Source organism: Enterobacter sp. KB-280D8 (assembly GCF_041399405.1).
GTDB classification, from domain to species: Bacteria; Pseudomonadota; Gammaproteobacteria; order Enterobacterales; family Enterobacteriaceae; genus Enterobacter; species Enterobacter cloacae_N.
The window spans coordinates 26,344-52,700 of record NZ_JBGKEC010000005.1 but is presented as its reverse complement, the minus strand read 5'-3'; the positions used below and the strand labels follow the sequence as shown (position 1 = coordinate 52,700).

Sequence of the window (26,357 nt, the reverse complement as noted above, 5' to 3'; positions counted from 1 at the left end):
ACAGGGGAGAACATGGGTTCCACACGCAAAGGGATGCTGAACGTCCTGATTGCCGCCGTTTTATGGGGCAGCTCAGGGGTTTGCGCGCAGTACATCATGGAGAAAAGCCACATTTCTTCGCCTTACCTGACCATGGTTCGCCTGCTGTTTACCGGCGTGATCCTCCTGACGCTCTCCTTCGTTCACGGCGACAAGATTTTCTCGGTCATCAAAAACCGCAAGGACGCCCTCAGCCTGCTGTTTTTCTCGCTGGTCGGCGCGCTCACCGTGCAGCTTACCTTCCTGCTGACGATTGAAAAATCCAACGCGGCGACCGCTACCGTGCTGCAGTTTCTGTCACCGACCATCATTGTGGCGTGGTTCGCCCTGGCGCGGAAAAAGCGTCCCGGCGTATTTGTCCTGTCAGCGATTTTTACGTCGTTGATCGGCACTTTCCTGCTGGTGACCCATGGCGACCCGACCTCGCTCTCCATCTCCCCTGCCGCGTTGTTCTTCGGTATCGCCTCGGCGTTTGCCGCCGCGTTTTATACGACCTATCCGTCGACGCTGATCGCCCGCTACGGCACGCTGCCGATTGTCGGCTGGAGCATGCTGATTGCCGGATTGATGCTGACGCCGTTCTACGCCGGGCGCGACACCACTTTCGTGATTGACGGCAGCCTGCTGCTGGCGTTTTTCTATCTGGTGGTGATTGGCACGGCGCTGACGTTCAGCCTGTACCTGAAAGGCGCGCAGATGATTGGCGGGCCGAAGGCGAGCATTCTGAGCTGCGCCGAGCCGCTGAGCAGCGCGCTGCTGTCGGTGATTTTGCTGGGCGTGGCGTTCACCCTGCCGGACTGGCTGGGCACGCTGCTGATCGTGTCGTCGGTGGTGCTGATTTCGATGGATTCGCGAAGAAGGGTTAAGGCAGCGGCGTAGCCTGATGTCCCCTCACCCCGGCCCTCTCCCCAAAGGGGCGAGGGTGAAAAGACAGTACCGAGCAGTCCCCTCTCCCCTTTGGGGAGAGGGTTAGGGTGAGGGGGGGAAATTTACTACTTCGCCTTAACCTTCCCCGCCACCAGCAGCGCCGTCAGCAGCATCAGCGTACCGGAAATCACCAGCGGTGACGTCAGCCCCAGATGGTCAAGCGCCACGCCGCCAATGGCCGCGCCGCAGGTGTTCGCCAGCTGGATTACCGCCACCTGAATCGACCCGGCTTTTTCCGCCTGATCGGCCAGAGAGCGGGTGATCCACGTCGACCAGCCCACCGGCACCAGCGCAAAGGCAAAGCCCCAGATAATCGCGATGGCAGACGCCACCCACTTATCGCTGCCCCACAGCACCAGCACCGTGGCGCTCGCCGCCAGCACCAGCGGCGCGCCCGCCAGCGCCACCTTCAGGGAGCGTTTCAGGAACTGCGACGACAGCGAGGTGCCGACAAAGCTGGCGATACCGAAGCTCAGCAGCACCAGCGTCAGACCGTCAACGTCAAAACCCGCCATGGTCATGTACACCGGGCGGATATAGGTGAAGAAGGCAAACTGCCCGGCAAAGGCCATGAAGATAGCGGTCATCCCCGCCAGCACACCAGGGCGCTTGAGTAGCGCGAACATGTTCTGCTTATGGTGCGCCGCTTCGCCCGGCAGCGACGGCAGCGCTTTCCACACCCAAATGATACAGAGCAGGCCCATCACCGCCGCGGCGTTAAAGACGTTACGCCAGCCGATAATCCCACCGAGGAAGCTGCCCAGCGGCGCGGCGATCACCAGCGCGATAGAGACCGCACCGAAGATAACGGAAAGCGCTTTTGGCACCGTGCGCGCGGGCACCAGGCGCATAGTCAGCGAGGCCGACATCGCCCAGAAGCCGCCGAGCCCCAGCCCCAGGCAGGCGCGACCGAGCAGCAGCAGGGTGAAGCTTTCCGCGAAGGAGACCAGCAGGCAGGAGAGCGTCAGCAGCACGCTGAACAGAATGACCACTTTACGGCGGTCGATGGTGCCAATCACCTGGGTGATAAACAGGCTGGCGAACATCGCCACGAAGGCGGTGACGGTAACGGACTGCCCCGCCACGCCTTCGGAAATGCCCAGATCCTGCGCCATCGGCGTCAGCAGGCTTACCGGCAGAAACTCAACGGTAATCAGGCAGGCGACGCAGAACGCCACGGAGAAAACCGCCGACCAGTTGGGCCGAGAAACCTCGTTGGTCTGCGGTCTGGTCGTGGGCTGGATATGTTCTGTCATGGCGTCACCTGAAGATAAAAACGTGCGGAAAAGTCGCGCAGTTTATCATCAAAAGTGTGACGAATTTAACGATTTGACAACTTTTGTCGTTTTTACAGGGGATCAGTGCAGGTAAAACACGCCCTCTTCCGGCAGGAAGAGCTGGTTATAACGCAGTTGAAAGGCGTTAAGCTCCTGCGGGTCAGGTTCCATCTCGCGCATAAAGCCAAGCGCCAGACGAATTTGTGCATCGGTAATCGGCGCGGCCAGGCGAGCTTTACGCAGCAGGCGGTGCCAGGTATGCAGGTTCTCTTCGCTACCGTCGACAATGCAGACCTGCCAGATAAGCAGCACCTGCGCGGCGTTTTGCAGATGCGCCTCGTCCGGGCGCTCAAGGTAGCGGATAAACTCATTGCCCGGCGTTTTACCGAACTGATCGATCATCGACTCAACAGGCATTGGGGTAATGCCCAGACGCTCGCTTAAACGTTTGATGGCGCGGCGGGAATCTGAGGTCAGGACGCGAAATCCCACCACAAAGACCACGGCAAGCGTTGCCAGCATTATCCAGACCATGCGTTCTCCTTAGACTAGCCGCTCATCATAGCGGGAAACGCAGCGCGTCGACAGCGGGTACGGCCAGAATAGTGAACCGAAAAAAGCTGGATAAATGCGATGAAAGCAGATCCGCGCAGGCGTGGCTGCGCGGGCTGTTGCTGGAAACCAGTCAGCGAGCCTGAAGTTCCTTCAGCAGCGCCTCGTGGAAGCGTGCGGGGTCCTGCATCTGCGGCGCGTGGCCCATGTCGTTAAATTCCACCAGCGTCGCGTGCGGAATGCGCTTCGCCGTCTCTTTCCCCAGCACCGCATAGTTGCCAAGCGTCTTGCGGATTTCCGGTGGGGCGAGATCTTTCCCGATGGCAGTGTTGTCCTTCGTGCCGATCATCAATAATACCGGCATCTTCAGGTCGCTAAATTCGTAGATAACCGGCTGGGTGTAGATCATGTCGTAAAGCAGCGCCGAGTTCCAGGCCACGCGCGTTTTGCCCGGCCCGTTGTTCAGCCCGGCAAGCATGGTTACCCAACGCTCGTATTCCGGCTTCCACTCCCCGGCGTAGTAGGTATTTTTCTCGTACTGTCGAATGCCGTCGGCGCTGACCTTCAGCTCGCGCTGATACCACTGGTCGACCGTAATATGCGGCACGCCGCGTGCTTTCCAGTCTTCCAGGCCTATCGGATTGACCATCACCAGCTGCTCCACCTGCTGCGGCCACATGAGGGCGTAGCGGGTCGCCAGCATGCCGCCGGTCGAGTGGCCGATGACCGTCACGCGATCGACGCCGAGCGATTTGAGCAAGGCGTGGGTGTTATCCGCCAGCTGCTGGAAGGTGTACTGATACCGCTCCGGCTTGGTGGATTTACAGAAGCCGATCTGGTCAGGGGCAATCACCCGATACCCGCTGGCTGAAAGCGTGCGGATCGTGCCGTCCCAGGTACCGGCGCAGAAGTTTTTTCCGTGCATCAGCACCACGGTGCGGCCGTTAGGGTTTTCCGGCTTAACGTCCAGGTAGGCCATTTCCAGAGGCTGGTTTTGCGAGGTAAAGGCAAAGTGTTTTACCGGCCAGCCATAGTCAAAACCTTCCAGTTTTTCGCCGTAGGTAGGGTTATCCGCGGCCATCGCGGGGGACGCCAGCGCCATCAGCAGCGCCAGGCAGGACAATCGTCGGGTCAACATGCAGGTTCTCCGTTCTAAGGCTGCACGAATGGCGGCAGCAAAAACACTGTAGAGCATGGAGAGGAGCGGGTGTGTAAAGCGGGGTAAAGGTAGAGCCTGTAAATAAAAAAGCCCGGCGGTCAGCCGGGCAAAGAAGTTACCTGCACACTCAGGCCGCTTTCAATTTCTGCTTCTGCGCACGATTCTCACGGCGAATTTTACGTTCTTCCAGCACCGCTACCATCGCCATCAGGACGATACAGCCGATCGCTGCGGCATCCAGCGCCGCGAAGGTGCCCGCCCAGCCGGTCAGGCCGAAAATCGGCGTGCCGTCGGCGATCATCCCCAGACCCAGCTTGGCGAAGCTGTCGCCGATCAGGTAGGCGAAGGTGCCTTTAATTCCATCGGCGGCGCCGATCGCTTTTTTCGGGACGAAGCCGACTGCCGCCACGCCGATCAGCAGCTGCGGGCCAAACACCAGGAAGCCGAGCGCGAACAGGGACGCCAGATAAACGTACTGGTTGCTGGCGTGCTGGTAGATGCCGAGCGTGGCGATAATCAGCGCCAGCGCGACGCAGGCCACCAGCGCACGACGGCCGTTGGCGAGGTCGGAGAGCCAGCCCCACAGCAGCGTGCCGACCAGCGCGCCCACTTCGAACAGGGTGAAGCCCTGAATCGCCACCTCTTTCGAGAGCTTCAACTCCTGGAAGGCATACACCGTTGACCACTGGTCGATGCCGATGCGCACCACGTACAGGAAAATGTTCGAGAAGCACAGCAGCCAGATCACTTTGTTTTTCAGCACGTACTCAACAAAAATCTGCCATTTGGACATCTCGTTTTCTTCGGTCTCTTTGTCCTCTTCGCTGATCTCCTCGCCGAACAGCTCTTCAGCTTTGCCGAGGCCGTAGGATTCCGGGGAGTCGCTGCCGAAGCGCAGGCCGATAAAGCCGACAATCAGGGCGATAATCGACGGGAAGATAAACATGCCGATCACGTGGCCGTCGAACAGGTAGTTCGCGCCAAACAGCGCCACGCCTGCCGCACCCGCCCCGCCGAGGTTGTGGGAGATGTTCCACATGCCGAGGTAGGAACCACGCTTGCGGCGCGGGGTCCATTTGGTGATGGTGGAGTAACTGCACGACCCGCCGGTACTCTGGAAGAAACCGCTCAGGGCGTAGAAGGCGATCATCAGGAACAGGCTGACGGAGCCCGCGCCCATGCTGGCGCTGAAGCCGAGCATACAGATGGCGGAGAGGATCAGCATAAACGGCAGGAACTGCTTGGTGTTTTTGCCGTCCGCGTAGTAGGACACAACGGTTTTCCCCACGCCGTAGGTGATGGAAAAGCCCAGGCCAATCATCCCCAGCTGCGTCATGCTCAGCCCGTAGGTTGAGATCATGTCGTTCTGCGCGATGTTAAAGTTTTTGCGGATCAGGTACATGGTCAGGTAGCCGATGAAGACCACCAGATAGGACTGCATGAACGGTTTGAACCACATCTTGCGCCGCACGTCGAGCGGCAGATCCAGGGTCGGCTTGCGCACCTGATTTAAGAAGGCCAGCATGGTTAGTTTACTCCTGAGCTGATTTTTGCAGCATTGTAAAAATCAGCCGGGAGAGATGCCTGAGACAGCGTCCAGGTAAAACCGGGAAAATTTCCTAGTTTTGCGCCATACGGGGTGAAAAGGTGAAGCGCATCACATCACGCTGGCTTCGCGCGGGGCCTGCGCGTGCAGGAAAGGCAACAGCAGCAGGGCGGAAATCCCCGCCGCGATGGCGATCACCGCGAAGAAACCGCTCCAGTGCCAGACGTCGATCACCCGCGCCAGCGGCCAGCCGGAGAGCGATGCGCCCAGGTAGGCAAACAGCCCGACAAAGCCCGTCGCCGCGCCTGCCGCCTCTTTGTGGGAACACTCAGCCGCCGCCATGCCGATCAGCATCTGCGGGCCAAACACGAAGAAGCCGATGGTGAAGAAGCATGCCGCCTGCATCACGTAGCTGGCAAACGGCATCAGCCACAGCGAGCCGACGGAGAGCAAAATCCCGGCGGCGAAAATCAGGTTCATCGGACCACGGTTGCCATTGAACAGCTTGTCCGAGCCCCAGCCCGCCACCAGCGCGCCGATAAACCCGCCCAGCTCGAACATCGTCACCGCGGAGTTGGCGGTCACCAGGTCCACGCCGAGCGTCTCGGACATGTACAGATTGCCCCAGTCGTTGATGGCCGCGCGCACCACGTAGACCAGTACGTAGCAGAGCGACAGCAGCCAGATGTACGGGTTTTTCAGCACGTATCGGGTGAGGATCTCCCTGCGGGTCAGCCCCGCGCCCTCCTGCTGCTGGGCGATCTCCATCTCGTCGTGCCGCCAGTCGCCCACCGGCGGAAGGCCGACGGTTTGCGGCCTGTCGCGCAGGCGCCAGCAGAGGAACAGCCCGGCGACAATCGCCAGGCCACCGGCAATCATCATCCCCGCGCGCCAGCCGTAGTGCAGCGCCGCGGCACCCACCACCATCGGGATCAGCGCCCCGCCGACGTTATGCGCGGTGTTCCAGATTGCCCACCAGCCGCCGCGCTCGTTGCGCGAGTACCAGGCGGTGAGCAGGCGGGCGCAGACCGGCGCGCCCCAGCCCTGGAAAAAGGCGTTCAGCGCCCACAGCAGGGCGAAGGCCCACAGCGAGGTGGAGAAGCCGAACAGGATGTTCACCACGCCGGTGGCGATCAGCCCAACGCCCATAAAGTAGCGCGCGTTGGAGCGATCGCTGACGATGCCCGAGAAGAACTTCGACAGGCCGTAGGTGATGTAAAACAGCGTCGCCAGCAGGCCGATATCGGTACGCGTCATCACGCCGCTGGCGAGGATTTCTGGCGCGGCGGCGTTGAAGCTTTTGCGGGTGAAGTAGAACAGCGCGTAGCCGAGCCAGATGGTAATCAGGATATGGCGACGCCAGTAGCGGTAGCGGGCGTCGATTTCCGCTTTGTTGATTAATGGGGCTGCGCTGGCTGGGGTTTTAAACATGAGACGTCCTTAACGGCAAACTGACGCTGACGCGCGTCCCGTGGGTGCAGGAGAGGGTCAGCGTGCCGCCCAGCGCCTTTACGCGCTCGCGCATGCCCGCCAGGCCAAAGCCCTGCTGGCCGGAGCCCGGCGGCAGGCCGCAGCCGTCGTCTTCAATCACCAGCATCAGGCACTCGTCCTGCTGCCAGCCCTGGATGGTGACCGCGCTGGCGCTGGCGTGCTTGACGATGTTGTTCAGCCCCTCCTGACAGACGCGGAACAGCGTCACGCGCTGGCCTTCGCTGAGCGAAGATTCGTTAATGCGCCAGTCGAGATGGCTGACAATACCGCGGCTTTCCAGCTCCATCTCGCGCATCAGGGAACGTACCGCCTGCTCAAGCTTAAGGTCGTCAAGCTGGCGCGGGCGCAGCCGTCCTAACAGGCGACGAACGGAATCATAGACGCCCAGCGAAAGCTGTTCGATATGCGCCCCGCCCTGCTTCACGACCGCGTTTTCGGCCGCCAGGCGCTGAACAATGCCCGCCTGCGTGCGGATGGCGGTGATGGTCTGGCCGATATCGTCGTGCAGCTCGCGGGCCACCTCCTGCCGCACGCTCTCTTCCGTCTCCAGCAGACGCTCCGCCAGACGGCGGTTGCGCGCCAGCTCGGTTTGCAGGGACTGGTTCAGCTCGCGCAGGCGCTGAATGCCCGCCCCGAGCAGCAGCCCGGTCAGGCTCTGGGCCAGCAGGGAAAGCAGTAAATCTACGGGATGATCGTGCCAGGTCTGGCTGGCAATCAGCGCGATAGCGTTCATCAGCGTGGCGATCAGCGCCCCCTGCCAGCCGTAGTGCCAGGCCAGGGCGATAATCGGCAGCGCCAGACAAAATGGCGTGAAGCGTGAAAGCTCGGCGGGCAGGCCAAGCTGGAGCCACAGGCTCACCACAAACAGCAGCAGATACCAGATAAGGTGCCGGGCGCGCCAGTTCACCGGTTGAGAAACCAGCGCCGGGCCGAGCGGCTGCCAGACGGTGCTGGTGAGGTAGTGCCAAATAACGAGACAGGTTGGTGCCAGCGTTAGGCCGCCGGTGAGGGTCAGCAGCAGGGCGTTGAGCATCTCCTTCTCGCCAATCCACGGCAGGGATTGTAGCAACGCGGCGGCAATCAGCGCCGCCCCCTGCCGCAGCAGCGTGCGCCAGTCGCGCTGGTGGCGGTAGCGGGAAATGAGCGCGACCGGGAGAAGCGTGAGCACGCTTCCGGTCATCAATAAGGGCAGGTGCGCGAGGGCAACTTCCTGCGCCAGCCAGACCAGCATCAGCCACTCTGCGCCAAGCAAAACCGGCCAGTAGCCGCGCGGGCACTGGAGCATTAGCCCCAGACGCAGGCCGAAGGGAAACAGCAGCACCGCCAGCTCGGGGCGCTCGACAAGATGCAGGCTGATGCTCCACAGGCAGAACCACGCGGCGGAGAAGATAAAAAAGCTGGCAACGACGGCGATCAGCCGAGAAAAAGCGGAACTCATTGCCAGCTGTCGAACATGCGGCGCGCCAGCTCGACGTCATTGCTGACGTTGAGTTTTTCCATCAGGTTGGCGCGATGGACGTGCACGGTTTTTGGCGACAGATCCAACTCGGCGGCAATCTCTTTCACCGACATGCCCTGCGCGAGCTTCTCCGCCACCTGACGTTCGCGTCTGGTGAGCGGATCCTGCCTTCCGGCCGCCAGCTTGACGGCGATATCCGGCGTTAAATAGCAGCCGCCGGTGGAGACGGTGCGCACCGCTGCAATAAGCTCGTCCGGGCTACAGCGTTTAGAGAGGAAGCCCCGCGCTCCCGCGTTGAGCGCCTGCTCGACCAGCGCCGGGCTGTCGTGAACCGAGAGCATGATCGTCGCCATTCCTTTCGGCAGCTGGCTTAACAGCTCCAGCCCGGAGAGATCCGGCATCGAGATGTCGCAGATACAGACCTGCACCCCGCGCCCCGGCAGGCCCGCCAGCGCCTCGCGGCCAGAGCCAAACTCGGCCACGACCTGAAAATCTGGTTCGAGGTTTAAAAGCTGGGCAAAGCCGGAGCGAACGATAAGGTGATCGTCGATGAGAGCGATGGTGGTCATGTGTGTTCCTGCGGTCTGAAAAAGCCGGATGGCGCTGCGCTTATCCGGCCTACAAGAGCGAAAGACGCTTACCTTAAGCGATTTACTCGAAAAACACCGCAATTTTGTTAAACATGGTGGGATCGGACTGGTTGCGCGCCACTTTGGTGACGTCTTCCAGCTTGTCGATCTGCGCCATCATCTGCTCCAGACGCTGATCGTCGTTGACCAGTAGCCAGATGCGGCTGTGCTCGCTGCCCTGAATCGGCAGACAGAGAATGCCTTCCACGTTAAACGCCCGGCGGGCAAAGAGCCCGCAGACGTGGGTCATGACGCCAGGGTGGTTGCGGACGGTGAGTTCCAGAATGACGTTATCATGTTGTTTCTGCATGGCTTATTCTCCCACCATCTCAGTATTTGCCGCACCCGGCGGCACCATCGGATACACTTTTTGTTCAGGGTCGATACGCACGTGGATCAGCGCCGGGCCGGGGCGAGCAATCGCCGCCTGCAGCGCCGCGTGTGCGTCTTCTTCCGCGTTCAGCTCGCAGGTGTGCAGGCCAAAGCCGGCGGCGATCTGCATAAAGTTAATCATCCCTGGATAGGTCGCCGCAAACACGCCCTGCTTGTAGAACAGACTCTGCTGCTGGTGCACTAAGCCCAGCGCCTCGTTGTTCATCAGGATGATTTTCACGTCTAACTGGTTTTCGGCCGCGGTCGCCATTTCCTGAATGTTCATCATCAGGCTGCCATCGCCGGAGAAGCAGATGACCTTGCGGTCCGGATTCGCCAGCGCCGCGCCCACGGCGGCGGGCAGGCCAAAGCCCATAGTGCCCAGGCCGCCGGATGTCAGCCACTGACGCGGACGGTTCAGCGGATACGCCTGGGCGGTCCACATCTGATGCTGGCCGACGTCGGTGGTGATAATCGCGCTGTCGTCCACGCAGGCGGCCACGGCGTTGATCAGCCCGTAGTGGCTGAGCGGGTCGCCCTCGGTTGGGATGGCGCCCGGGAACTCGCGCTGCAGATCGGCCACCAGTTGACGCCAGTCGGCGCGCTCGGCTGCATCGGTTTGCGGGATCAACTGCGCCAGCACTTCGGCCACGTCGCCCTGAATCGCCACGTGCGGCTGCTTGATTTTACCCAGCTCGGCGCGGTCGATATCCACGTGAATGATTTTGGCGTTCGGGCAGAACTGCTCGGTTTTGCCGATCGCCCGGTCATCAAAACGCGCGCCCATAACAATCAGCAAATCAGCCTCTTGCAGGATGTAGTTAGTGCTGCGCGCGCCGTGCATGCCCAACATGCCTAATGACAATGGGTGCGCTTTAGGCAGCATACCCAGCGCCATCAGGGTCATGGTGGTCGGCAGGTTGGCTTTTTCCGCAAACTGGCGGATTTCATCCGCGGCGTTAATCGCCCCGCCGCCCAGATAGAGCACCGGGCGTTTGGCGGCGTTAATCATGGCGGCGGCATCGCGCACGCTCTCAGCGCTGAATTCCGGCGCGGCCGCGCGCTCGCCCGGCTCCGGCAGCACGTCGATCTCGATCTCTGCGGTCTGGACATCCTTAGGAATGTCTATCCACACCGGGCCCGGGCGGCCTGACTGCGCAATGCGGAACGCATCGCTGATAACCTGAGGAAGCTCGGTGATATCGCGAACTAAATAGTTATGTTTGGTGATGGGGATAGAGATGCCGTAGGTGTCCACTTCCTGGAACGCATCGGTGCCGATCATGGAGGACGGTACCTGGCCGGTAATGCAGATCAGCGGAATGGAGTCGAGACGCGCGTCGGCGATGGCGGTGACCAGGTTGGTTGCGCCCGGGCCGCTGCAGGCCATACAGACCGCCGGTTTGCCCTGCGTACGCGCCATGCCCTGAGCGATAAAGCCTGCCCCCTGTTCGTGGCGCGCCAGCACGTGGCGGATCTGCGTGCTTTGGCTTAACGCATCGTACAGCGGCAGCACCGTGCCGCCAGGGATGCCCGCAACCGTGGTGATGCCCTGTCGTTCCAGCAGATGAACGATCAGCTGCGCGCCGGTAAAACGCGTCTTGGTGGATGTTGTGCCCGAACTTGCCATGCTCCAGTCCTTTTCTTCTGAGCCAGCCTTCCGGGGAGGGTCCTAAACGAAAAACCCCGCCCGGTTTGCGCCGGCGGGGTTTTGGATTCGTGTGTTGATCCAGTCCCTACGGCGCATTGCCGACGACCACCACCACACGCACGACGACCACTGCGGCTGGTTGCGCAGTTTTTAGTAGGGTCGAAGTGAAGATGGATGAAGTCATTGGGGACCTGTGTTTGGAATCATTGATGGAATTTATACAAACACAGCTTTTAGGGCGTGACAATGGAAATATTTTCATCTGCGCAAAAATGCGTCAGGGATCACGTTTCAGTACGTTGCTCGCTCATTCCAGGAGTCACTAAAGATGACGTTTCCTTCGCAATGCTTCCAGGTGATTTTCTCGTAGCGTATGAGAACCGTTTCAAGGTGTGTGCCAGTGTTTGCGCCGAGATACAGGTCTGGTGTGATTGAGGTTATTTTCACATTCTCCAGGAGGATATTAAAATACTCCTGTTCTAAACCCGCCTCATTAATCTGATACATCTTAATGGTGGCTGACTGAAGCGTTCTTCCCGTACTCAGCGCGCGAAAGAGAAGTGGGGTTACACGATCAAATTCTTTCTGGAACATGATGGGCATGTGTATACGCGTGCCCGTCAATTTCCCGGTATTCCCGTTGACTGGGATGTTGACATTATGAGTGAACGATTTGAGTTCAATCGCACCCTCACGCCCTGACACAAGGCAAGGACCAACCATGGGAGAACCATTTTCATCTGTTAAAAACAAATAAGCTGGGTTTGACATAAAAAATCCTTTTTATAAAATTTAATCGTACTTATCAAAGCGGCCAAAAATCATCGGATGAACAATAATAAATACAATGATAGAAATAAATGTTAGTAATACCCAGTGGTCAGGCACCGACCAAAGGAATAAAGAGGCGAACGCAAAAATATAAACGGGGAATAAAATATCCGTAAATAGAATTGATAACAGACTCTTAAACATGCTCCTTGCCCTTTAAGTCGTTATAAATTGCATCGAAATCCTTATAGAATCCCATCTGCACCTTCTTAATAAGTTCAGACAGGAAAGGCTCAAAAAAGTAGTAAAGCATCTCCAGTTGTGCGGCATAGAGGGTAGCGTAATACTTAGGGTCCAATGTTTTCAGGCGACGAGCGGCAAGAGTACACTTCTGTTCCGTTCCAATCAATTGAAGCGCCATGACAACGTTAGGTACGCGGCGTGCAAGCCGTTCCACGACGATTTCAGAGAGTATGCCAGATTCGGAAAAGAATTTGGCCAGCCCCCATGCTATCGCCAAACGCGCGGCCTTGCTTGTCGGTATGTTGTTAACAAGCCCCGTTACTTTTGAATCCATCTTACGAACGCGATTTTGTTCATTTCCATTTTCAGAATCGGTAATAACACTTTCAAAATAAAGGTATAGCATGTGGGCTATTACATCGCGATAACGGTAAAGCGAGAGAATTGAGAGGTACATCCTTTTTTCTTCTGAGAGAAGCTCATCACACACATCGTGATAGCTGGGGATTAAGCAAGAAGAGTACCAACTTACTCGCTCTATTCCTGAGTAAATATCAGAGCCGATCCCCTTTAATGCTCTCCAAGTCCCTGCAACACCTTGCTGTCCATAAAGAGCTAACTGCCTGTCACTCTGGAACTTCATCTTTAAATATTCAGATGCTTTCATAATGTATCCATACAGTATTTGCGGCTCTAGAAATATACAATGAAAATCTCTGGAATTCAAACCAGCCATATTATTTAAACCAAACATTCACTTAAATAATGAGTTAGCTCGATTTTATTTATTACTATTATAGGCGAAGAAATTTAACTACCTGAGGACTATTAATAGTTATATTAGTTTATAAATTAAGTGGTGTTATCTTACAAAATGAGTCTAATACCTCTAATTTAAAGAAAATTACTTAAGCGATCCAAAGTAGTTCACAGCGAAGCCAAATAGCAGAACCCTCGCTTATCCAGCAGTTTTTTATGGATAGACCAGAAAACAAAAAACCCCGCCTAAGCGAGGTTTTTATCAGGGTTTTGCGGTTGGTTGCCGCAGAACACACTGTGTTACGTCAACGCAAAAAGTATACGCGATCGAAGACGAACGCGCAATTCCGGCACGGATTTTGACGTTTTTGAGTATGGATCACCTTCATGATTTTGTCCAAAAAATACTGTTCATGCATACAGTATTTATCTATACTGAGGGTGTTCGCAGTGAGCGAGGGGGCCGCAGTTCTACCGGCGCAACGAAGTCCTGGCTGAAACGGGTGGTGCCGTCAGTGCCTTAACCCCCTGAAGTGAGCACACTGTGTTACGTCAATCCAGGTGCTGGCAACAGGCGGCGGAAAGGTACGCCAGCATCGTGCTCCTTTTAACCAAAAGGAGACGCGTATGAGCGTAGTGGATATGGTGATACTTATCCTCAAACTCATTGTTGCAGTACTGCAACTGCTTGATGCTGTCCTGAAATTCGTTCGGTAATTCAGGTTCAAGTCGCACCTGAGAGGGGCGGGCAACCGCCCCTCTTTAATAACGAGGGAATGCTATGTCGCGTCTGTTAATTGAGCCTGTCACGCCCGATGAGCCGGGGTATATCGCCCTGAAGGCTGAAAGTATCGCATTGAATTTCAACATGCTGTGCAGGCTGGAAGAGAACTGGCTGCGTGGTGAGAACCGCTTTAACGCGCCGGGTGAAAAGCTGTTGGGCGCGTTTCTCAACGGCAGGCTGGTGGGCGTGTGTGGCCTCAACCGCGATCCGTTCAGCCAGCAGCCGCGTGCCGGGCGCATTCGCCATCTCTACGTCAGCGAGAAGTGCCGCGGGCTGGGCATTGGCAAACAGCTTTTAACCGTGGTGATGGCCGATGCCAGCATCTGGTTTGATTTCCTGAATACCCACGCGCCGGACAGCGCGTACGGATTTTACAATCGAGCCGGTTTTACGCTGGTCTCGGACGAACCGCGGGTGACGCACCGCCTTTTTTGTGCGTTGTAACCGGCTGGCGGCATCAGGATGTGAATGTTACAGTTGAGTGACAATTCACCACCCGATACGCCATGACCATCACCGTTTTCTGCATTTTGCTTTTCGCCGCACTGCTGCATGCCAGCTGGAACGCCATCGTTAAAGCCGGAACGGACAAGCTCTACTCTGCGATCGGCGTTAGCGGCTCAGCCGCGATTATTGCCCTGATTTTATTGCCCTTCTCAACACAGCCATCTGCAGAGAGCTGGCCGTTTTTGATCGTCTCCTGCGCCTTACAGGTGGTCTACACCGTGCTGGTAGCGAAGACCTATCAGGTCTCTGACATGAGCCAGACCTACCCGCTGATGCGTGGCACCGCCCCGCTGCTGGTGGCGCTGATTAGCGTGCTGGTGCTCGGCGATCGTCTCTCCTGGCTTGCCTGGTCCGGCATTGGCTTAATCTGCCTGTCGATTCTGGCGATGGCGATGAATGGCCGCATGCAGTCACGCAGGGGGATCTGGCTGGCGCTGCTGAACGCCTGTTTTATCGCCGGGTATACGCTGGTGGATGGCACCGGCGTGCGGCTGTCGGATACCGCGCTGGGCTATACGCTCTGGACCTTCTTTATGAACGGCTTCTGCCTGCTCGGCTGGGCGATGGTGGCACGTCGGCGCGAGGCGTCCGGCTACCTGCGCCTGCACTGGAAAAAGGGGTTGCTCGGCGGCGTTGGCACTATGGGCTCTTACGGTCTGGCCCTCTGGGCAATGACGCAGGCACCGCTGGCGGTGGTCGCGGCGCTGCGTGAAACCTCCATTCTTTTCGGGGCGCTGATCGCGTTTGTCCTTTTAAAAGAGAAGGTTGCGGGCCTGCGCATCGCGGCGGCGCTGGGCATTGCAGCCGGTGCCATTATGCTGCGCCTGGCGTAAAGCACTGGCAACATTAGTTGCCGTTCTTGTTTACAAATCCTGCCTTTACCGGTTTTTTGATTCACCACGACAATGCTTAAATTGTCATCTTACTGTGGTAGATTCCTCGCGCATTTATGGGAATGCGTAGTCACTTATTCTTCATTTTCCTCTTTTGGCAAAAGTATTCAGCGACATGAAAAAGCAACGGAACGTTAACTTATTGTTGATGCTGGTGTTACTGGTGGCCGTCGGTCAGATGGCGCAAACGATCTACATTCCGGCGATCGCCGACATGGCAAAGGAACTGAACGTCCGCGAGGGTGCGGTACAGAGCGTGATGGCAGCGTACCTGCTGACCTATGGCGTTTCACAGCTCTTCTACGGCCCGCTCTCCGACCGCGTCGGGCGTCGTCCGGTGATCCTTGTAGGCATGAGCATTTTCATGGTGGCGACGGTGATTGCCATTACCACGCACAGCCTGACCGTGCTGATTGCCGCCAGCGCCCTGCAGGGCGTTGGGACGGGTGTCGGCGGGGTGATGGCGCGAACCTTACCGCGCGATATGTATCAGGGCACCCAGCTCCGCCACGCCAACAGTCTGTTAAATATGGGCATTCTGGTCAGCCCGCTGCTGGCCCCGCTGATTGGCGGCCTGCTGGAGACGATGTGGTCCTGGCGCGCCTGCTACGCCTTCCTGCTGGTACTGTGCATCATTGTCACCTTCAGCATGGCGCGCTGGATGCCGGAAACCCGCCCAAAAGACGCGCCACGCACAAAGCTTATCGCCAGCTACAAAACGCTGTTCGGCAACGGTGCGTTTACCTGCTACCTGCTGATGCTGATCGGCGGCCTGGCGGGCATTGCGGTGTTTGAAGCCTGCTCCGGCGTGCTGCTGGGCGCGGGTCTTGGCCTGAGCAGTATGGTGGTGAGCATTCTGTTTATTCTGCCGATCCCGGCGGCGTTCTTCGGTGCGTGGTTTGCCGGGCGTCAGAACAAGCGCTTTTCAACCCTGATGTGGCAGGCCGTAATTAGCTGTCTGCTGGCGGGTCTGATGATGTGGATCCCAGGGCTGTTTGGCGTGATGACGGTCTGGACGCTGCTGATTCCGGCAGCGCTGTTCTTCTTCGGCGCGGGAATGCTGTTCCCGCTCGCCACCAGCGGCGCGATGGAGCCGTTCCCGTTCCTCGCAGGCACGGCGGGCGCGCTGGTGGGCGGTTTGCAAAACATCGGTTCCGGTGCGCTGGCCTGGCTCTCGGCTATGATGCCGCAGACCGGGCAGGCTAGTTTGGGCCTGCTGATGACGCTGATGGGGCTGCTGATTTTACTGTGCTGGCTGCCGCTGGCGTCGCGTGTTCCGCATCACGAGCAGCCGGTTTAACCGCATGATGGCCCGGCTTCTCGCCGGGCTTTTCACAGACGGGCGCAATCATCGCCTGCAATAACGGCTCTGGTGCTGGCCGCCAGGCTCCCTCTTCCCCGTCGTAAAACTGGAAATCCGCGTTAAGCGCATACGGGATTTTCGCCTTTTGCAGCTCGCAGGCCATAAAGGTGGCGAAGGCCATTTGCGAGGCGGTGGGCGTAAGACGGCTTGACTCCCCCACGCCCCAGCCCCCGACCCAGCTGACGTGCCCGGTTTTTTGCTGCCAGCGCAGTGCGGTGCTGATGCGGTTACGGATAGCCGCCTTCTCCGCCGCCGTGCCGGACGTCCACGGGTATTTACCGCTATTTTTCAGCGGCCCCCACGGGAAAATATGCCACTCCGCCAGCAGGTAGTTTTGACTGTGCGCAGGCAGCTTCAGGCTGGATAAATCTTCCGGCGCGGCACGCAGGCGCGGCGCAATGAAAATCATGCGCTGCGGGTCTATATCGTGGATCGCTTTAATGGTTTTTTCATACACGCGGTTTAACGACGCGAGGTTGTGGTTAAGCTTGTCGGCTGGCTCATAAATGAGATCAAAACCCAGCAGCGGGTAGCTCTGACCGAAATAGTGCGCCACGGCAATCCACCAGTTGATCGTCTCTTTCTCGTTATCGGCTTTGGGGTCGTTTTTATATTCATCAGCCTGATAAGCGATAATCGGGATCACGCCATACTGCTCGCAGGCTTCCACCAGCTTGCGCAGGTGGATCAGCCGCGCTTCCGTCGGCTCATCGGCCACGCGAATGCGCACGTGGGTAATGCCTTTTGCACGAAAATCCCGTACCACCAGCGGGTCGAATTCGCGTATGCCGCGCTCGGTGCGCGCCCAGTCCACATCCATCCCGACGCCCAGCTGCTGCGCATAACGGGCAGCCATCAGCGGCGGCTCGGCGGCAATGGCCCAGCCGGAAGAGATCAGTAACGCGGTAGCAATAAGAGGCTTTAGCACGGTTTACCCTGGATAAATCGAAAGCATTACCTGTATTTAGCACGCTTTTTCACATTTGGTGTAGAGTCAGAACGAACTAATTGTTGAGAAAAATTATGAACGCAACAGCCATCAATACACTCATCGCACAGTTTCCTCTGGTTGAGGATCTGATTGCCCTGAAAGAAACCACCTGGCTTAACCCGCGCACCACGACGCTTACGGAAGGATTGCCGTACGTCGGGCTGACCAAAGCCGACGTGGACGACGCCCACGCGCGCCTGAAACGCTTCGCGCCGTATCTGGCGAAAGCCTTCCCGGAAACGGCGGTAACGGGCGGGATTATCGAGTCCGAGCTGGTTGCTATTCCGGCAATGAAAAAACGGCTGGAGAAAGAATCTGGCAAGGCCATTCCCGGCACGCTGCTGCTGAAAAAAGATAGCCACCTGCCGATTTCCGGCTCGATTAAAGCGCGCGGCGGCATCTATGAAGTGCTGGCCCACGCGGAGAAGCTGGCGCTGGAAGCCGGGTTGCTGACCATCGAAGACGATTACAGCATTCTGCTGGAGCCGCGCTTTAAGGCCTTTTTCAGCCAGTACAGCATTGCGGTGGGCTCAACCGGCAACCTGGGGTTGTCTATCGGCATAATGAGCGCACGCATCGGCTTTAAAGTGACGGTACATATGTCTGCCGACGCCCGCGAGTGGAAAAAAGCCAAACTGCGCAGTCACGGCGTCATCGTCGTGGAATATGAGCAGGATTACGGCGTGGCGGTAGAGCAAGGACGAAAAGCGGCGGAAAGCGATCCGAACTGCTTCTTCATTGACGATGAAAACTCCCGCACATTATTCCTGGGCTATGCGGTGGCAGGCGAGCGCCTGAAGGCGCAGTTTGCCGAACAGGGCCGCGTGGTGGATGCGGATCACCCGCTGTACGTCTACCTGCCGTGCGGCGTCGGCGGCGGCCCCGGCGGGGTGGCGTTTGGCCTGAAGCTGGCCTTTGGCGATAACGTCCACTGCTTCTTCGCCGAGCCAACGCACTCCCCGTGCATGCTACTGGGCGTTTACACCGGTCTGCACGATGAAATCGCGGTGCAGGATCTGGGCATTGATAACGTGACGGCGGCGGACGGTCTGGCGGTTGGGCGCGCCTCCGGCTTCGTCGGCCGCGCGATGGAGCGCCTGCTCGACGGGTTCTATACCCTTTCCGATCGGAGCATGTACGACATGCTTGTCTGGCTGGCGCAGGAGGAAGGGATCCGTCTGGAACCGTCGGCGCTGGCGGGGATGGCCGGGCCGGCGCGCGTTCATTCGGATGCCAGCGTTACCCACCTGGTGTGGGCAACCGGCGGCGGCATGGTGCCGGAAGACGAGATGGCGAAGTATCTGGCTAAAGGGAATTAATTAAGCCGCCACCCGGCTTACAGGCTCAAAATTTGCTGAATATGGGTTACCGCAAACAGCAGCGACAGCGAGAGAACAGCGAGTGCGATCAGGAACTTATCCCGCACCGCTTTCGGCTGTACAAAATCGTTCTGCGCCACGTCCATCAGGTTACGGCTGCGGGTATAGCGCCATAAAATGATTGCCACCAGCGCCAGCACAATAATGGAAATCCAGAATGGCACCCCTGTACGGTGCCAGTTGTGCTTAATCGCAAGGGCAATCAGCGCGCCATACCCCAGCAGCGTGCGCAGCCAGGCCAGCGACGTCCGCTCCGGCTGCAGGCCGGGGTCCGCTTCGCGCCGCGCTTTTCGGCTATCCGGCATAGAACACCAGCACCATTACCACGCCCGCCACCGTCAGCAGAATCACGCTGATGATGAGTAACCCGCGCGTATAGGGCAGATCCTGCTTCAGACGCATCGCCTTCTCATTGCGCAGCCAGCGCAGGTAACCGTAAATCGCCAGCACGCCCGCGAACAGGCACAGCAGCAGCGCCAGCACTTCACGAATCAACGGCGTGGCAAAATCGGGTGCGAGCTGGTCAAGGCCGACACCGGCGGCCAGAAAGCCCAGTGCGGTGCGGATCCACGCTAAAAAAGTGCGTTCATTAGCCAGAGAGAAGCGGTAGTCCGGCGCTTCGCCGAGGCGGGAAATTTTCATGGAGGTTCCTTGTCGTGCTACAGGCAGGCTTCAGCATAGCGTAAATCGACAAGGACAAGGAGACCGGCATCGGGCGATGCCGGTCAGGACGATTAATGCAGCTCTGGCCAGTACTCTTTGTTGGCCTCAATAAGGTCATCCAGAATCGCTTTCGCGACGGAGGCGCTCGGCACGGTTTTCGACAGGGTAATGGCCTGCCAGAGCTTCTGGTACGAGCGCTGCTCCCAGGCATCCACCACCAGTTTTTCCACCGCCACCTGCTGGCTCATCAGCCCTTTCTGGAAGTGCGGAATATCGCCCACCGTAAGCGGCTCCGGCCCGTTATGGCCCACCAGGCACGGGATCTCCACCATCGCATCGGCATCAAAGTTATGGATGGCCCCGTTGTTTGGCACAATCAGCAGCATCCGCTCCTGCGTATTAAAGGCAATCGCCGTCGCCAGATCGACGATGTACGACGCATGTTCGTCGATTTCCAGCTCACCTGCGGAGGATTTGCCCGCCTCAATAATCGCCCGGCAGGAACTGAACACGTGCTTCTCACGGTGGTCCATGACCTCATTGGCGCGGGTGCGTTCCGGGTTGGAATGCGCAACCACGTAGTCCGTGAACAGATAATACTTCAGGTAGGTGTTCGGCATGGTGTCCGGATCCAGCGCCTGCACGTCTTTGGCTTTGGCGAAAGTATCGTTCCAGCTCGCTTCGGTATGTGCATCTTCGGAAGGCGGAACATAGCCATTTTTCGCCACGTATTCGCGCAGTTTTGGCATCAGATCGTTGCCGTTCAGATCCTCAATCGACGTCCACCAGCCGAAGTGGTTCAGGCCGTAGTAGCGCACGCGCATCTCTTTACGGTCCTTCAGGCCGACAATCTGCGCCATGCGTCCTTCAATGCCGATCGGCATATCGCAGATGTTGAGAATTTTGGCGTTCGGGCGCAGGCGGCGCGTGGCTTCTGCGACAATCGCCGCCGGGTTGGAATAGTTCAGCATCCACGCGTTCGGGGAGTACTGCTCCATATAATCCACCAGCTCCAGCACGCCGCCGATAGAGCGCATGCCGTAAGAGATACCGCCCGGTCCGCAGGTTTCCTGACCCAGCACGCCGTGGCGCAGCGGAATTTTTTCATCTTTTTCGCGCATCGGGTATTTGCCCACGCGGATGTGCGCCATCACGAAATCCACATCGGTAAACGCCGCTTTAGGATCGGTGGTGTAGCTGAACTCAATCTCCGGGGCCTGCTCCCTGAGGATGATTTTGCACGCTTCGGCGATGGTCTCCTGACGTGCGCCGTCGTTGTCATAGAACTTCAACGCGCGCAGCGGGAAGCGGTCACGGTTGGCTAACAGCATCAGGACGATACCAGGCGTAAAGGTGCTGCCGCCGCCTGCAATGACAACTGAGAATTTTTTCATGATATAGCCTCTGTCAGGGTGGTTTGTTCATTCGTTAAAGGAGTTTTCATCAGCGATTCCAGCTGGTCGCGCACCTGAGGAACGTGCAGGCCGACAATCACCTGAATGCCGTTGCCGCGTCGCACCACGCCGTGGGCGCCGAGGGCTTTGAAGACGTCATCGCTTTGGGTTTTCGCCATATCGACCAGCGCGATACGCAGGCGGGTGGCACAGTTATTGATGCTTTCGATGTTGGCCGCGCCGCCCAGCGCCTGCAGGAATCCGGCGGCCTGTCCAACCTGCTGGCTGGCCGCCGCCGGGGCGGTGGTTTGCCCGCGCGCAGCCTTATAGTCGGCCTTGCTGTAGAGTTTGATTTCGCTCTCTTCCCGGCCAGGCGTTTTCAGGTTCAGACGTTCGATCAGCGTTTTGAAGACCACGAAGTAGATGCCGGTGAAGCAGACGCCAATGCCGATCTGGGTGAAGACCGTCGTGGCGTGGTTATGGAACATCGGGATCCAGTTTTGCGGCAGGAACTGGTCCAGCAGGCCGCCGCCCATGTTCCCGACCACGCCGAAGGTGTACATCACCGTTGCCATGGTGGCCGCCAGCACCGCGTGCACGGCAAACAGCAGCGGCGAGATAAACAGGAAGGTGAACTCAAGCGGTTCGGTAATGCCCACCAGCACGGCGGTGAGCGTGGCAGGAACCAGCAGGCCCGCCACCTTGACGCGGTTTTCCGGCGACGCGGTGTACCAGATAGCAAATGCAATCCCGACCGAGCCAAACACTTTTGAGTTGCCGTGCAGCGCGAACCCGCCTTCCGGGAAGAGGGTTTTCAGCGGCAGGGTGCTCTGGCTGAACTCCTGCAGGTGCTGCGCCCAGTAGACCTGAATCCCGCCCTCCACCGCCGCCGGGCCGAAGATGAACGGACCGTAGACGAAGTGGTGCAATCCGGTTGGGATCAGAATGCGTTCCAGGAAGGTATACACCCATACGCCCAGCGCGCCGGCAGAGCGCAGAAACGCCTGCAGGGACTCGATGCCCATCTGCACTTTCGGCCAGCCCAGCAGCGTCAGCCAGGCGCAGGGGATCATGACGAAGAACGCGAGGATAACGACAAACGAGCTGCCCTGGAAAATCCCCAGAAACACCGGCAGCGGCTTGTCGAAGTAGCGGTTGTGGATGGCGGTGACAATGCCTGAAATCACAATGGCCCCGATGATGCTGGTATCGAGCGTTTTGATCCCGGCAATCATCGCCAGCCCGCTACCCGCCGTCGGTTCGGCGGAGAAGTCGACGCCGAAAAAGTGGCCCCAGGTCATCCCCATCGCGTTAATAAAGTAGTTCCAGGTCAGGAAGCTAATCAGCACCGCCAGACAGGCGCGGCCCTGCGCCTGCTTCGCCAGGCCAATCGGCAAACCGACGGCAAAAATCAGCGGCATATTGCGAAACACCGCCCAGCCGCCCTCTTCAATGATGTGAACAATCTGCGCGAAAAGATGATCGGGAGAGGTTAAGGCTTCGCCAACAAACAGCGGGTTGCGAAGCATGATGGCGATTCCCACCACGATCCCGGCGAACGGAAACAGCAACACCGGGGTAAACATGGCACCGCCAAAACGTTGTATTTGACTGAGCATTTTTAAATCCTCATGAAACAACCTGTAGGGGTAGGGGCCTTTATGGTTTTTTGCTGGCCTGAGGTGAGCATAAGAACTTACTGATGCGTGAACATGGCGTGCCGCTGCGATTCGTGATCGCATTCATGGTTTTATTTTGACCAATCAGGTCTACTTTTTGCGGTAAATATGGACATGTCGGGACACAATCCACGCCCTGATAAGGGCAGAGAGGTCTGGTGGTGATCTACAAATCTATTGCCGACAGGTTGCGGCTGCGGCTGAACTCGTCGGACTACAATATCGGCAGCCCGCTGCCCGGAGAAAAAGCGCTGGCGCAGGAGTTCGGCGTGGCGCGAATGACCATTCGAAAAGCGTTAGACCTGCTTGTGAGCTGGGGGCTGGTTGAGCGGCGGCACGGCAGCGGAACGTTTGTCTCACGAAAAGACGTACATCACGAAACCACCAACCTGACCGGGCTGGTGGAGGTGCTGCGTCAGCAGGGAAAAGAGGTGCAGAGCAAGGTGCTGCAGTTCGAAGTGATGCCCGCCCCGCCCGCCATCGCCAGCCAGCTTCGGATTCAGGTGGATGAGCGGATCTACTTTTCACGGCGGGTACGCTACGTGGACGGGAAGCCGCTGATGCTGGAGGACAGCTTTATGCCGGTGAAGCTGTTCCGCAACCTGTCGCTGGCGCATCTTGAGGGGTCTAAGTTCGATTACATCGAGAAGGAGTGCGGGATCACCATCAGCGGCAACTACGAAAGCCTGACGCCGGTGCTGGCAGATAAAACGCTGGCCGGTTATATGAACCTGCCGGAACAGACGCCGCTGCTGCGCATTACCTCTCTTTCCTACAGCGACAGCGGCGAGTTCCTCAATTATTCCGTGATGTTCCGAAATACCAGCGATTACCAGGTGGACTACCATCTGCGGCGCATCCACCCGGACGATCTGCTAGCCCATCCCCCAGAACAGCACCGCCAGTAGCTGTGGGGTGATGATGCGCAGAAACATCACCAGCGGGTAGACGGTGGCATAGGAGAGCGCGGCCGCGCCGCTGGTGGCGTGCAGGTTGTTGGCAAAGGCCAGCGCTGGCGGATCGGTCATGGAGCCCGCCAGCATGCCGCAAAGCGTCAGGTAGTTCATTCTGGCGAACATCCGCGCCAGGATTGCCACCGTCAGCAGCGGAATCGCCGTGATGAAGATGCCGTAGCCGACCCAACTCATCCCTTCGCCCTTGACCAGGGTATCGACAAAATCCCCTCCGGATTTTAGCCCGACTACCGCCAGGAACAGCACGATGCCCAGCTCGCGCAGCGCCAGGTTGGCGCTCGGCGGCATAAACCAGTAGAGCTTCCCGATACAGCCGATACGCCCGAGGATCAGCGCCATAATCAGCGGCCCGCCCGCCAGGCCCAGCTTGAGCGCCACCGGGAAGCCCGGCACGTACACTGGAATAGAACCGAGCAGCACGCCGAGCCCGATACCGATAAACACCGGCAGCATCTGCACCTGCTGCAGTTTCTGCTGGGCGTTACCCACCATATCCGCCACGGCGTCGATGGACGACGGGCGCCCGACCAGGTTGAGGATATCACCGAACTGCAGGCTGGCCTCCGGGCTGGCGACCAGTTCGACACCTGCACGGTTAAGTCGAGAGATCACCACGTCATAGCGCTCTTTTACCTGCAGATCGCGAATTTTTTTGCCAAGAACGTGCTCGTTAGTCACCACTACGCGCTCCACGCGCATATCGGTGCCGCGGGTTGAGAGCGAGGTATCCACTTCCTGACCAATCACCAGCCGCGCGTTATTTAAATCCCCCGGCTGGCCGACCAGGTGCAGCAGATCGCCTTGCTGAATGACGGTGCCAGGCGCAGGCACCATTAGCATATCGTCACGCTTAAGGCGGGAGCAGATGATATTGGCGCTGTTCAGGATCGGTACGTCCTGAATCGCCATATTGTTCAGATTGGGGTTATCGACGCGAATGTTGATGGTTTTGATCGGCATATGGCCGTTGGTAAGCGTGGTTTCGTGATCTTTTGCCTCTGTTTCGACGTTAATGCGAAACAGGACGCGTACCAGCCACATAGAGAGCAAAATGCCGCAAATCCCAAACGGATAGGCCATGGCGTAGCTCATCCCCATTTGGTCGACAATGCCGGACTCAATGCCCAAATCGCGCAGGATTTGCTGCCCGGCACCGAGCGCCGGCGTGTTGGTGACCGCCCCGGAGAAAATGCCCAGCACCACAGGCAGCGGGATAGCAAAGATTTTGTGCAGGATCGCGGTGACCAGCCCACCCATTACCACAATGCCGAGGGCAAACAGATTGAGCCGTAGCCCGGAGACGCGCAGGGAAGCGAAAAAGCCCGGCCCTACCTGAATCCCGATGGTGTAGACGAAGAGGATCAGGCCGAACTCCTGAGTAAAGTGGAGCATTTCGGCGCTGAGAACCAGCCCGAGCTTGTCGGCGAAGTGTCCGACAAAAATGCCGCCAAACAGCACCCCGCCTATCCCAAACCCGACGCCGCGGATTTTGATATTCCCTATCCACAGGCCAACAACAGCGACCAGGGCCAACACGCTTACGGTTAACGCGATATCACTCATGATCCACTTCCTTGGCATAACCTTAGTTATGCTAAGGATTCTCTCAGAGCCGGGGGCGGTTGTATGGGCGATGGCGCACAAAAAAGCCCTGCCGGGGCAGGGCTTTATCTTTTCACCCTCTCCCTGTGGGAGAGGGCCGGGGTGAGGGCATCAGCCCGCACACTATTAGCTATTCAACGCCGGGCGCTCGCTAATGGCGATACGCTGCGGCGCGATGGCCTCCGGTACGTTACGGATCAGGTCGATATTCAACAGCCCGTTAGTAAACGTCGCACCGGACACTTCCATATGGTCTGCCAGGGTAAAGCTCAGGCTAAACGGCTGATTAACCAGCCCCTGATGCAGCCACCGGGTCTCAGCCTCTTGTTTTTCCGGCGACCCCTTCACGGTCAGGCGAGTGCCTTCAAGCTGGATGTCCAGATCGTCCTGGCGGAAACCGGCCAGCGCAAGGGTAATGCGATAGTGGTTATCGTCGCTTTTTTCGATGTTGTACGGCGGAAACGTCTGTTGCTCGGTGGTGCTTTGCAGGGCGTTAGCCAGCTTGTCAAAACCAATCCACTGACGCAGCAGGGGGGATAAATCATAGTTACGCATACTAAATCTCCTTCTGAGAAGCGAGTTCGGCACAGTTTAATTTTGTGCGCAGTTGTTCCTGCAAATCCTGATGGATTCGCATATGCTCCCGTTACGGCAAGCAAGTCCGGGTGGGCCGCTCACGCGACCCGCGTAATTAGTTAATTTCGATACGGCGCGGTTTTTTCTCTTCCGGAATCACACGTTCCAGTTCGATAAACAGCAGGCCGTTGACCAGGTTCGCGCCTTTAACGTGAATGTTCTCGGCTAACTGGAACTTGCGTTCAAAGTTGCGCTCGGCGATGCCCTGATAAAGGTAGGTACGTTCTTTCTGCTCGGCCGTATGGGAACCTTTCACCACCAGCAGGTTGTCCTGCGCGGTGATCTCCAGTTCGTGTTCTGCAAAACCGGCGACGGCAATGGCGATGCGATAGTGGTTTTCGTCAACCAGCTCAACATTGTATGGAGGGTAGCCGTTGCTCTGGCTTTGGTTATTTTCTAAATGGTTAAACAGGCGATCAAAACCAATTGCAGAACGGTATAGCGGAGAAAGATCGAAGTTACGCATAAATAAAACTCCTGAAATCAGCGAGAAATTGTAGCCTTCCACCATGGACAGGCCTTTGCGCCCCTGAACACCCATCAGGCGTGCTCGTTATCGGGCCACATTCTTAAAATGGGTCTGGAATCGGGCTTTTCAAGCGTATTGTTGTGAGATT

Annotated in this window: 27 protein-coding genes and 1 other annotated feature; of the genes, 7 read left to right on the top strand and 20 right to left on the bottom strand. The window is 58.0% G+C overall.

Annotated features, from left to right (window positions below; all coding sequences use genetic code 11):
• The first annotated feature begins 12 nt into the window (after positions 1 to 12).
• Positions 13 to 918, top strand: coding sequence for a DMT family transporter (locus AB8818_RS15585; RefSeq protein ID WP_192984164.1), 906 nt, complete (start codon positions 13 to 15; stop codon positions 916 to 918).
• Positions 919 to 1,031: 113 nt separating this feature from the next.
• Here AB8818_RS15585 and nepI read toward each other — a convergent pair whose 3' ends face one another.
• From nepI to AB8818_RS15525, 12 genes are all read right to left on the bottom strand, one after another.
• A complete protein-coding gene (gene nepI, locus AB8818_RS15580; RefSeq protein ID WP_192984167.1) occupies positions 1,032 to 2,222 on the bottom strand; it encodes a purine ribonucleoside efflux pump NepI in 1,191 nt (396 codons plus the stop codon).
• A 102-nt stretch (positions 2,223 to 2,324) separates the two neighbouring features.
• The gene (locus AB8818_RS15575) at positions 2,325 to 2,777 is read right to left on the bottom strand and encodes a DUF1198 domain-containing protein (protein WP_008500140.1); all 453 of its coding nucleotides are present in this window, start codon (positions 2,775 to 2,777) and stop codon (positions 2,325 to 2,327) included.
• A 151-nt stretch (positions 2,778 to 2,928) separates the two neighbouring features.
• Positions 2,929 to 3,933, bottom strand: a complete 1,005-nt coding sequence (locus tag AB8818_RS15570) for an alpha/beta fold hydrolase (RefSeq protein ID WP_116343626.1) — start codon at positions 3,931 to 3,933, stop codon at positions 2,929 to 2,931.
• A 148-nt stretch (positions 3,934 to 4,081) separates the two neighbouring features.
• On the bottom strand, positions 4,082 to 5,479 hold the full coding sequence (gene uhpT, locus AB8818_RS15565; protein ID WP_061096685.1) for a hexose-6-phosphate:phosphate antiporter: 1,398 nt from the start codon (positions 5,477 to 5,479) through the stop codon (positions 4,082 to 4,084).
• 132 nt (positions 5,480 to 5,611) lie between these two features.
• Positions 5,612 to 6,931: an MFS transporter gene (locus AB8818_RS15560; RefSeq protein ID WP_116343628.1), complete on the bottom strand. Its 1,320-nt coding sequence runs from the start codon at positions 6,929 to 6,931 to the stop codon at positions 5,612 to 5,614.
• Complete coding sequence (gene uhpB / locus AB8818_RS15555; protein ID WP_192984169.1) at positions 6,924 to 8,429, bottom strand: signal transduction histidine-protein kinase/phosphatase UhpB; 1,506 nt, start codon at positions 8,427 to 8,429, stop codon at positions 6,924 to 6,926. The genes AB8818_RS15560 and uhpB overlap by 8 nt, the downstream gene beginning before the upstream one ends.
• A complete protein-coding gene (uhpA, locus tag AB8818_RS15550) occupies positions 8,426 to 9,019 on the bottom strand; it encodes a transcriptional regulator UhpA (RefSeq protein WP_116343630.1) in 594 nt (197 codons plus the stop codon). The genes uhpB and uhpA overlap by 4 nt, the downstream gene beginning before the upstream one ends.
• An 82-nt stretch (positions 9,020 to 9,101) precedes the next feature.
• A complete protein-coding gene (ilvN, locus tag AB8818_RS15545) occupies positions 9,102 to 9,389 on the bottom strand; it encodes an acetolactate synthase small subunit (protein ID WP_010426528.1) in 288 nt (95 codons plus the stop codon).
• 3 nt (positions 9,390 to 9,392) lie between these two features.
• Positions 9,393 to 11,081, bottom strand: a complete 1,689-nt coding sequence (gene ilvB, locus AB8818_RS15540) for an acetolactate synthase large subunit (RefSeq protein WP_192984172.1) — start codon at positions 11,079 to 11,081, stop codon at positions 9,393 to 9,395.
• Between the two features lie 106 nt (positions 11,082 to 11,187).
• A complete protein-coding gene (gene ivbL, locus AB8818_RS15535; protein ID WP_057979964.1) occupies positions 11,188 to 11,286 on the bottom strand; it encodes an ilvB operon leader peptide IvbL in 99 nt (32 codons plus the stop codon).
• A gap of 107 nt (positions 11,287 to 11,393) precedes the next feature.
• Entirely contained in the window at positions 11,394 to 11,873 is a 480-nt protein-coding gene (locus AB8818_RS15530; protein WP_166709599.1) for a type VI secretion system tube protein TssD, read from the bottom strand.
• 196 nt (positions 11,874 to 12,069) lie between these two features.
• Positions 12,070 to 12,783, bottom strand: coding sequence for a hypothetical protein (locus tag AB8818_RS15525; protein WP_166709597.1), 714 nt, complete (start codon positions 12,781 to 12,783; stop codon positions 12,070 to 12,072).
• Between the two features lie 719 nt (positions 12,784 to 13,502).
• Here AB8818_RS15525 and tisB point away from each other — a divergent pair.
• The 4 genes from tisB to emrD all read left to right on the top strand — a co-directional run bounded on the left by tisB (position 13,503) and on the right by emrD (position 16,359).
• A complete protein-coding gene (gene tisB / locus AB8818_RS15520) occupies positions 13,503 to 13,592 on the top strand; it encodes a type I toxin-antitoxin system toxin TisB (protein ID WP_008500146.1) in 90 nt (29 codons plus the stop codon).
• A gap of 64 nt (positions 13,593 to 13,656) precedes the next feature.
• On the top strand, positions 13,657 to 14,103 hold the full coding sequence (locus AB8818_RS15515) for a GNAT family N-acetyltransferase (RefSeq protein ID WP_192984731.1): 447 nt from the start codon (positions 13,657 to 13,659) through the stop codon (positions 14,101 to 14,103).
• Between the two features lie 62 nt (positions 14,104 to 14,165).
• Positions 14,166 to 14,999, top strand: coding sequence for an EamA family transporter (locus AB8818_RS15510; protein ID WP_192984733.1), 834 nt, complete (start codon positions 14,166 to 14,168; stop codon positions 14,997 to 14,999).
• Positions 15,000 to 15,174: 175 nt separating this feature from the next.
• Entirely contained in the window at positions 15,175 to 16,359 is a 1,185-nt protein-coding gene (gene emrD, locus AB8818_RS15505; RefSeq protein WP_192984735.1) for a multidrug efflux MFS transporter EmrD, read from the top strand.
• Here emrD and AB8818_RS15500 read toward each other — a convergent pair.
• Positions 16,262 to 17,350 (bottom strand): cellulase family glycosylhydrolase, encoded by a 1,089-nt coding sequence (locus AB8818_RS15500; RefSeq protein ID WP_192984737.1) that lies wholly within the window; start codon positions 17,348 to 17,350, stop codon positions 16,262 to 16,264. The genes emrD and AB8818_RS15500 overlap by 98 nt on opposite strands.
• Positions 17,351 to 17,445: 95 nt before the next feature.
• Between AB8818_RS15500 and dsdA the strand changes: the two genes are divergently transcribed.
• Complete coding sequence (gene dsdA / locus AB8818_RS15495) at positions 17,446 to 18,732, top strand: D-serine ammonia-lyase (RefSeq protein WP_192984739.1); 1,287 nt, start codon at positions 17,446 to 17,448, stop codon at positions 18,730 to 18,732.
• Positions 18,733 to 18,749: 17 nt separating this feature from the next.
• On the opposite strand, the gene AB8818_RS15490 is transcribed toward dsdA, so the two are convergent.
• The 4 genes from AB8818_RS15490 to AB8818_RS15475 all read right to left on the bottom strand — a co-directional run bounded on the left by AB8818_RS15490 (position 18,750) and on the right by AB8818_RS15475 (position 22,468).
• A complete protein-coding gene (locus AB8818_RS15490) occupies positions 18,750 to 19,097 on the bottom strand; it encodes a DUF202 domain-containing protein (RefSeq protein WP_116343639.1) in 348 nt (115 codons plus the stop codon).
• Positions 19,087 to 19,434, bottom strand: a complete 348-nt coding sequence (locus AB8818_RS15485; protein WP_116343640.1) for a YidH family protein — start codon at positions 19,432 to 19,434, stop codon at positions 19,087 to 19,089. Before AB8818_RS15485 ends, AB8818_RS15490 begins: the two co-directional genes overlap by 11 nt.
• Before the next feature lie 92 nt (positions 19,435 to 19,526).
• On the bottom strand, positions 19,527 to 20,849 hold the full coding sequence (locus tag AB8818_RS15480) for a 6-phospho-alpha-glucosidase (RefSeq protein ID WP_192984741.1): 1,323 nt from the start codon (positions 20,847 to 20,849) through the stop codon (positions 19,527 to 19,529).
• Positions 20,846 to 22,468: an alpha-glucoside-specific PTS transporter subunit IIBC gene (locus tag AB8818_RS15475; protein WP_192984743.1), complete on the bottom strand. Its 1,623-nt coding sequence runs from the start codon at positions 22,466 to 22,468 to the stop codon at positions 20,846 to 20,848. The genes AB8818_RS15480 and AB8818_RS15475 overlap by 4 nt, the downstream gene beginning before the upstream one ends.
• A gap of 221 nt (positions 22,469 to 22,689) precedes the next feature.
• Here AB8818_RS15475 and AB8818_RS15470 point away from each other — a divergent pair, with 221 nt between their 5' ends.
• Positions 22,690 to 23,436 carry a GntR family transcriptional regulator gene (locus tag AB8818_RS15470; protein WP_024907387.1) on the top strand — a complete coding sequence of 249 codons (747 nt, stop codon included), beginning with the start codon at positions 22,690 to 22,692 and terminating at the stop codon, positions 23,434 to 23,436.
• Here the strand turns inward: AB8818_RS15470 and AB8818_RS15465 are convergent.
• The 3 genes from AB8818_RS15465 to ibpA form a co-directional block, all read right to left on the bottom strand.
• On the bottom strand, positions 23,404 to 25,065 hold the full coding sequence (locus AB8818_RS15465; protein WP_192984745.1) for a putative transporter: 1,662 nt from the start codon (positions 25,063 to 25,065) through the stop codon (positions 23,404 to 23,406). The genes AB8818_RS15470 and AB8818_RS15465 overlap by 33 nt on opposite strands.
• Positions 25,066 to 25,230: 165 nt before the next feature.
• Entirely contained in the window at positions 25,231 to 25,659 is a 429-nt protein-coding gene (gene ibpB / locus AB8818_RS15460; protein ID WP_166709591.1) for a small heat shock chaperone IbpB, read from the bottom strand.
• Positions 25,660 to 25,795: 136 nt separating this feature from the next.
• Positions 25,796 to 26,206, bottom strand: a complete 411-nt coding sequence (gene ibpA, locus AB8818_RS15455) for a small heat shock chaperone IbpA (protein ID WP_116343680.1) — start codon at positions 26,204 to 26,206, stop codon at positions 25,796 to 25,798.
• Positions 26,200 to 26,271 (bottom strand) — a sequence feature (ROSE (Repression Of Heat Shock gene Expression) occurs in the 5'-region of heat shock genes and acts as an RNA thermometer to modulate expression.). It overlaps the preceding gene by 7 nt.
• Positions 26,272 to 26,357: the final 86 nt, after the last annotated feature.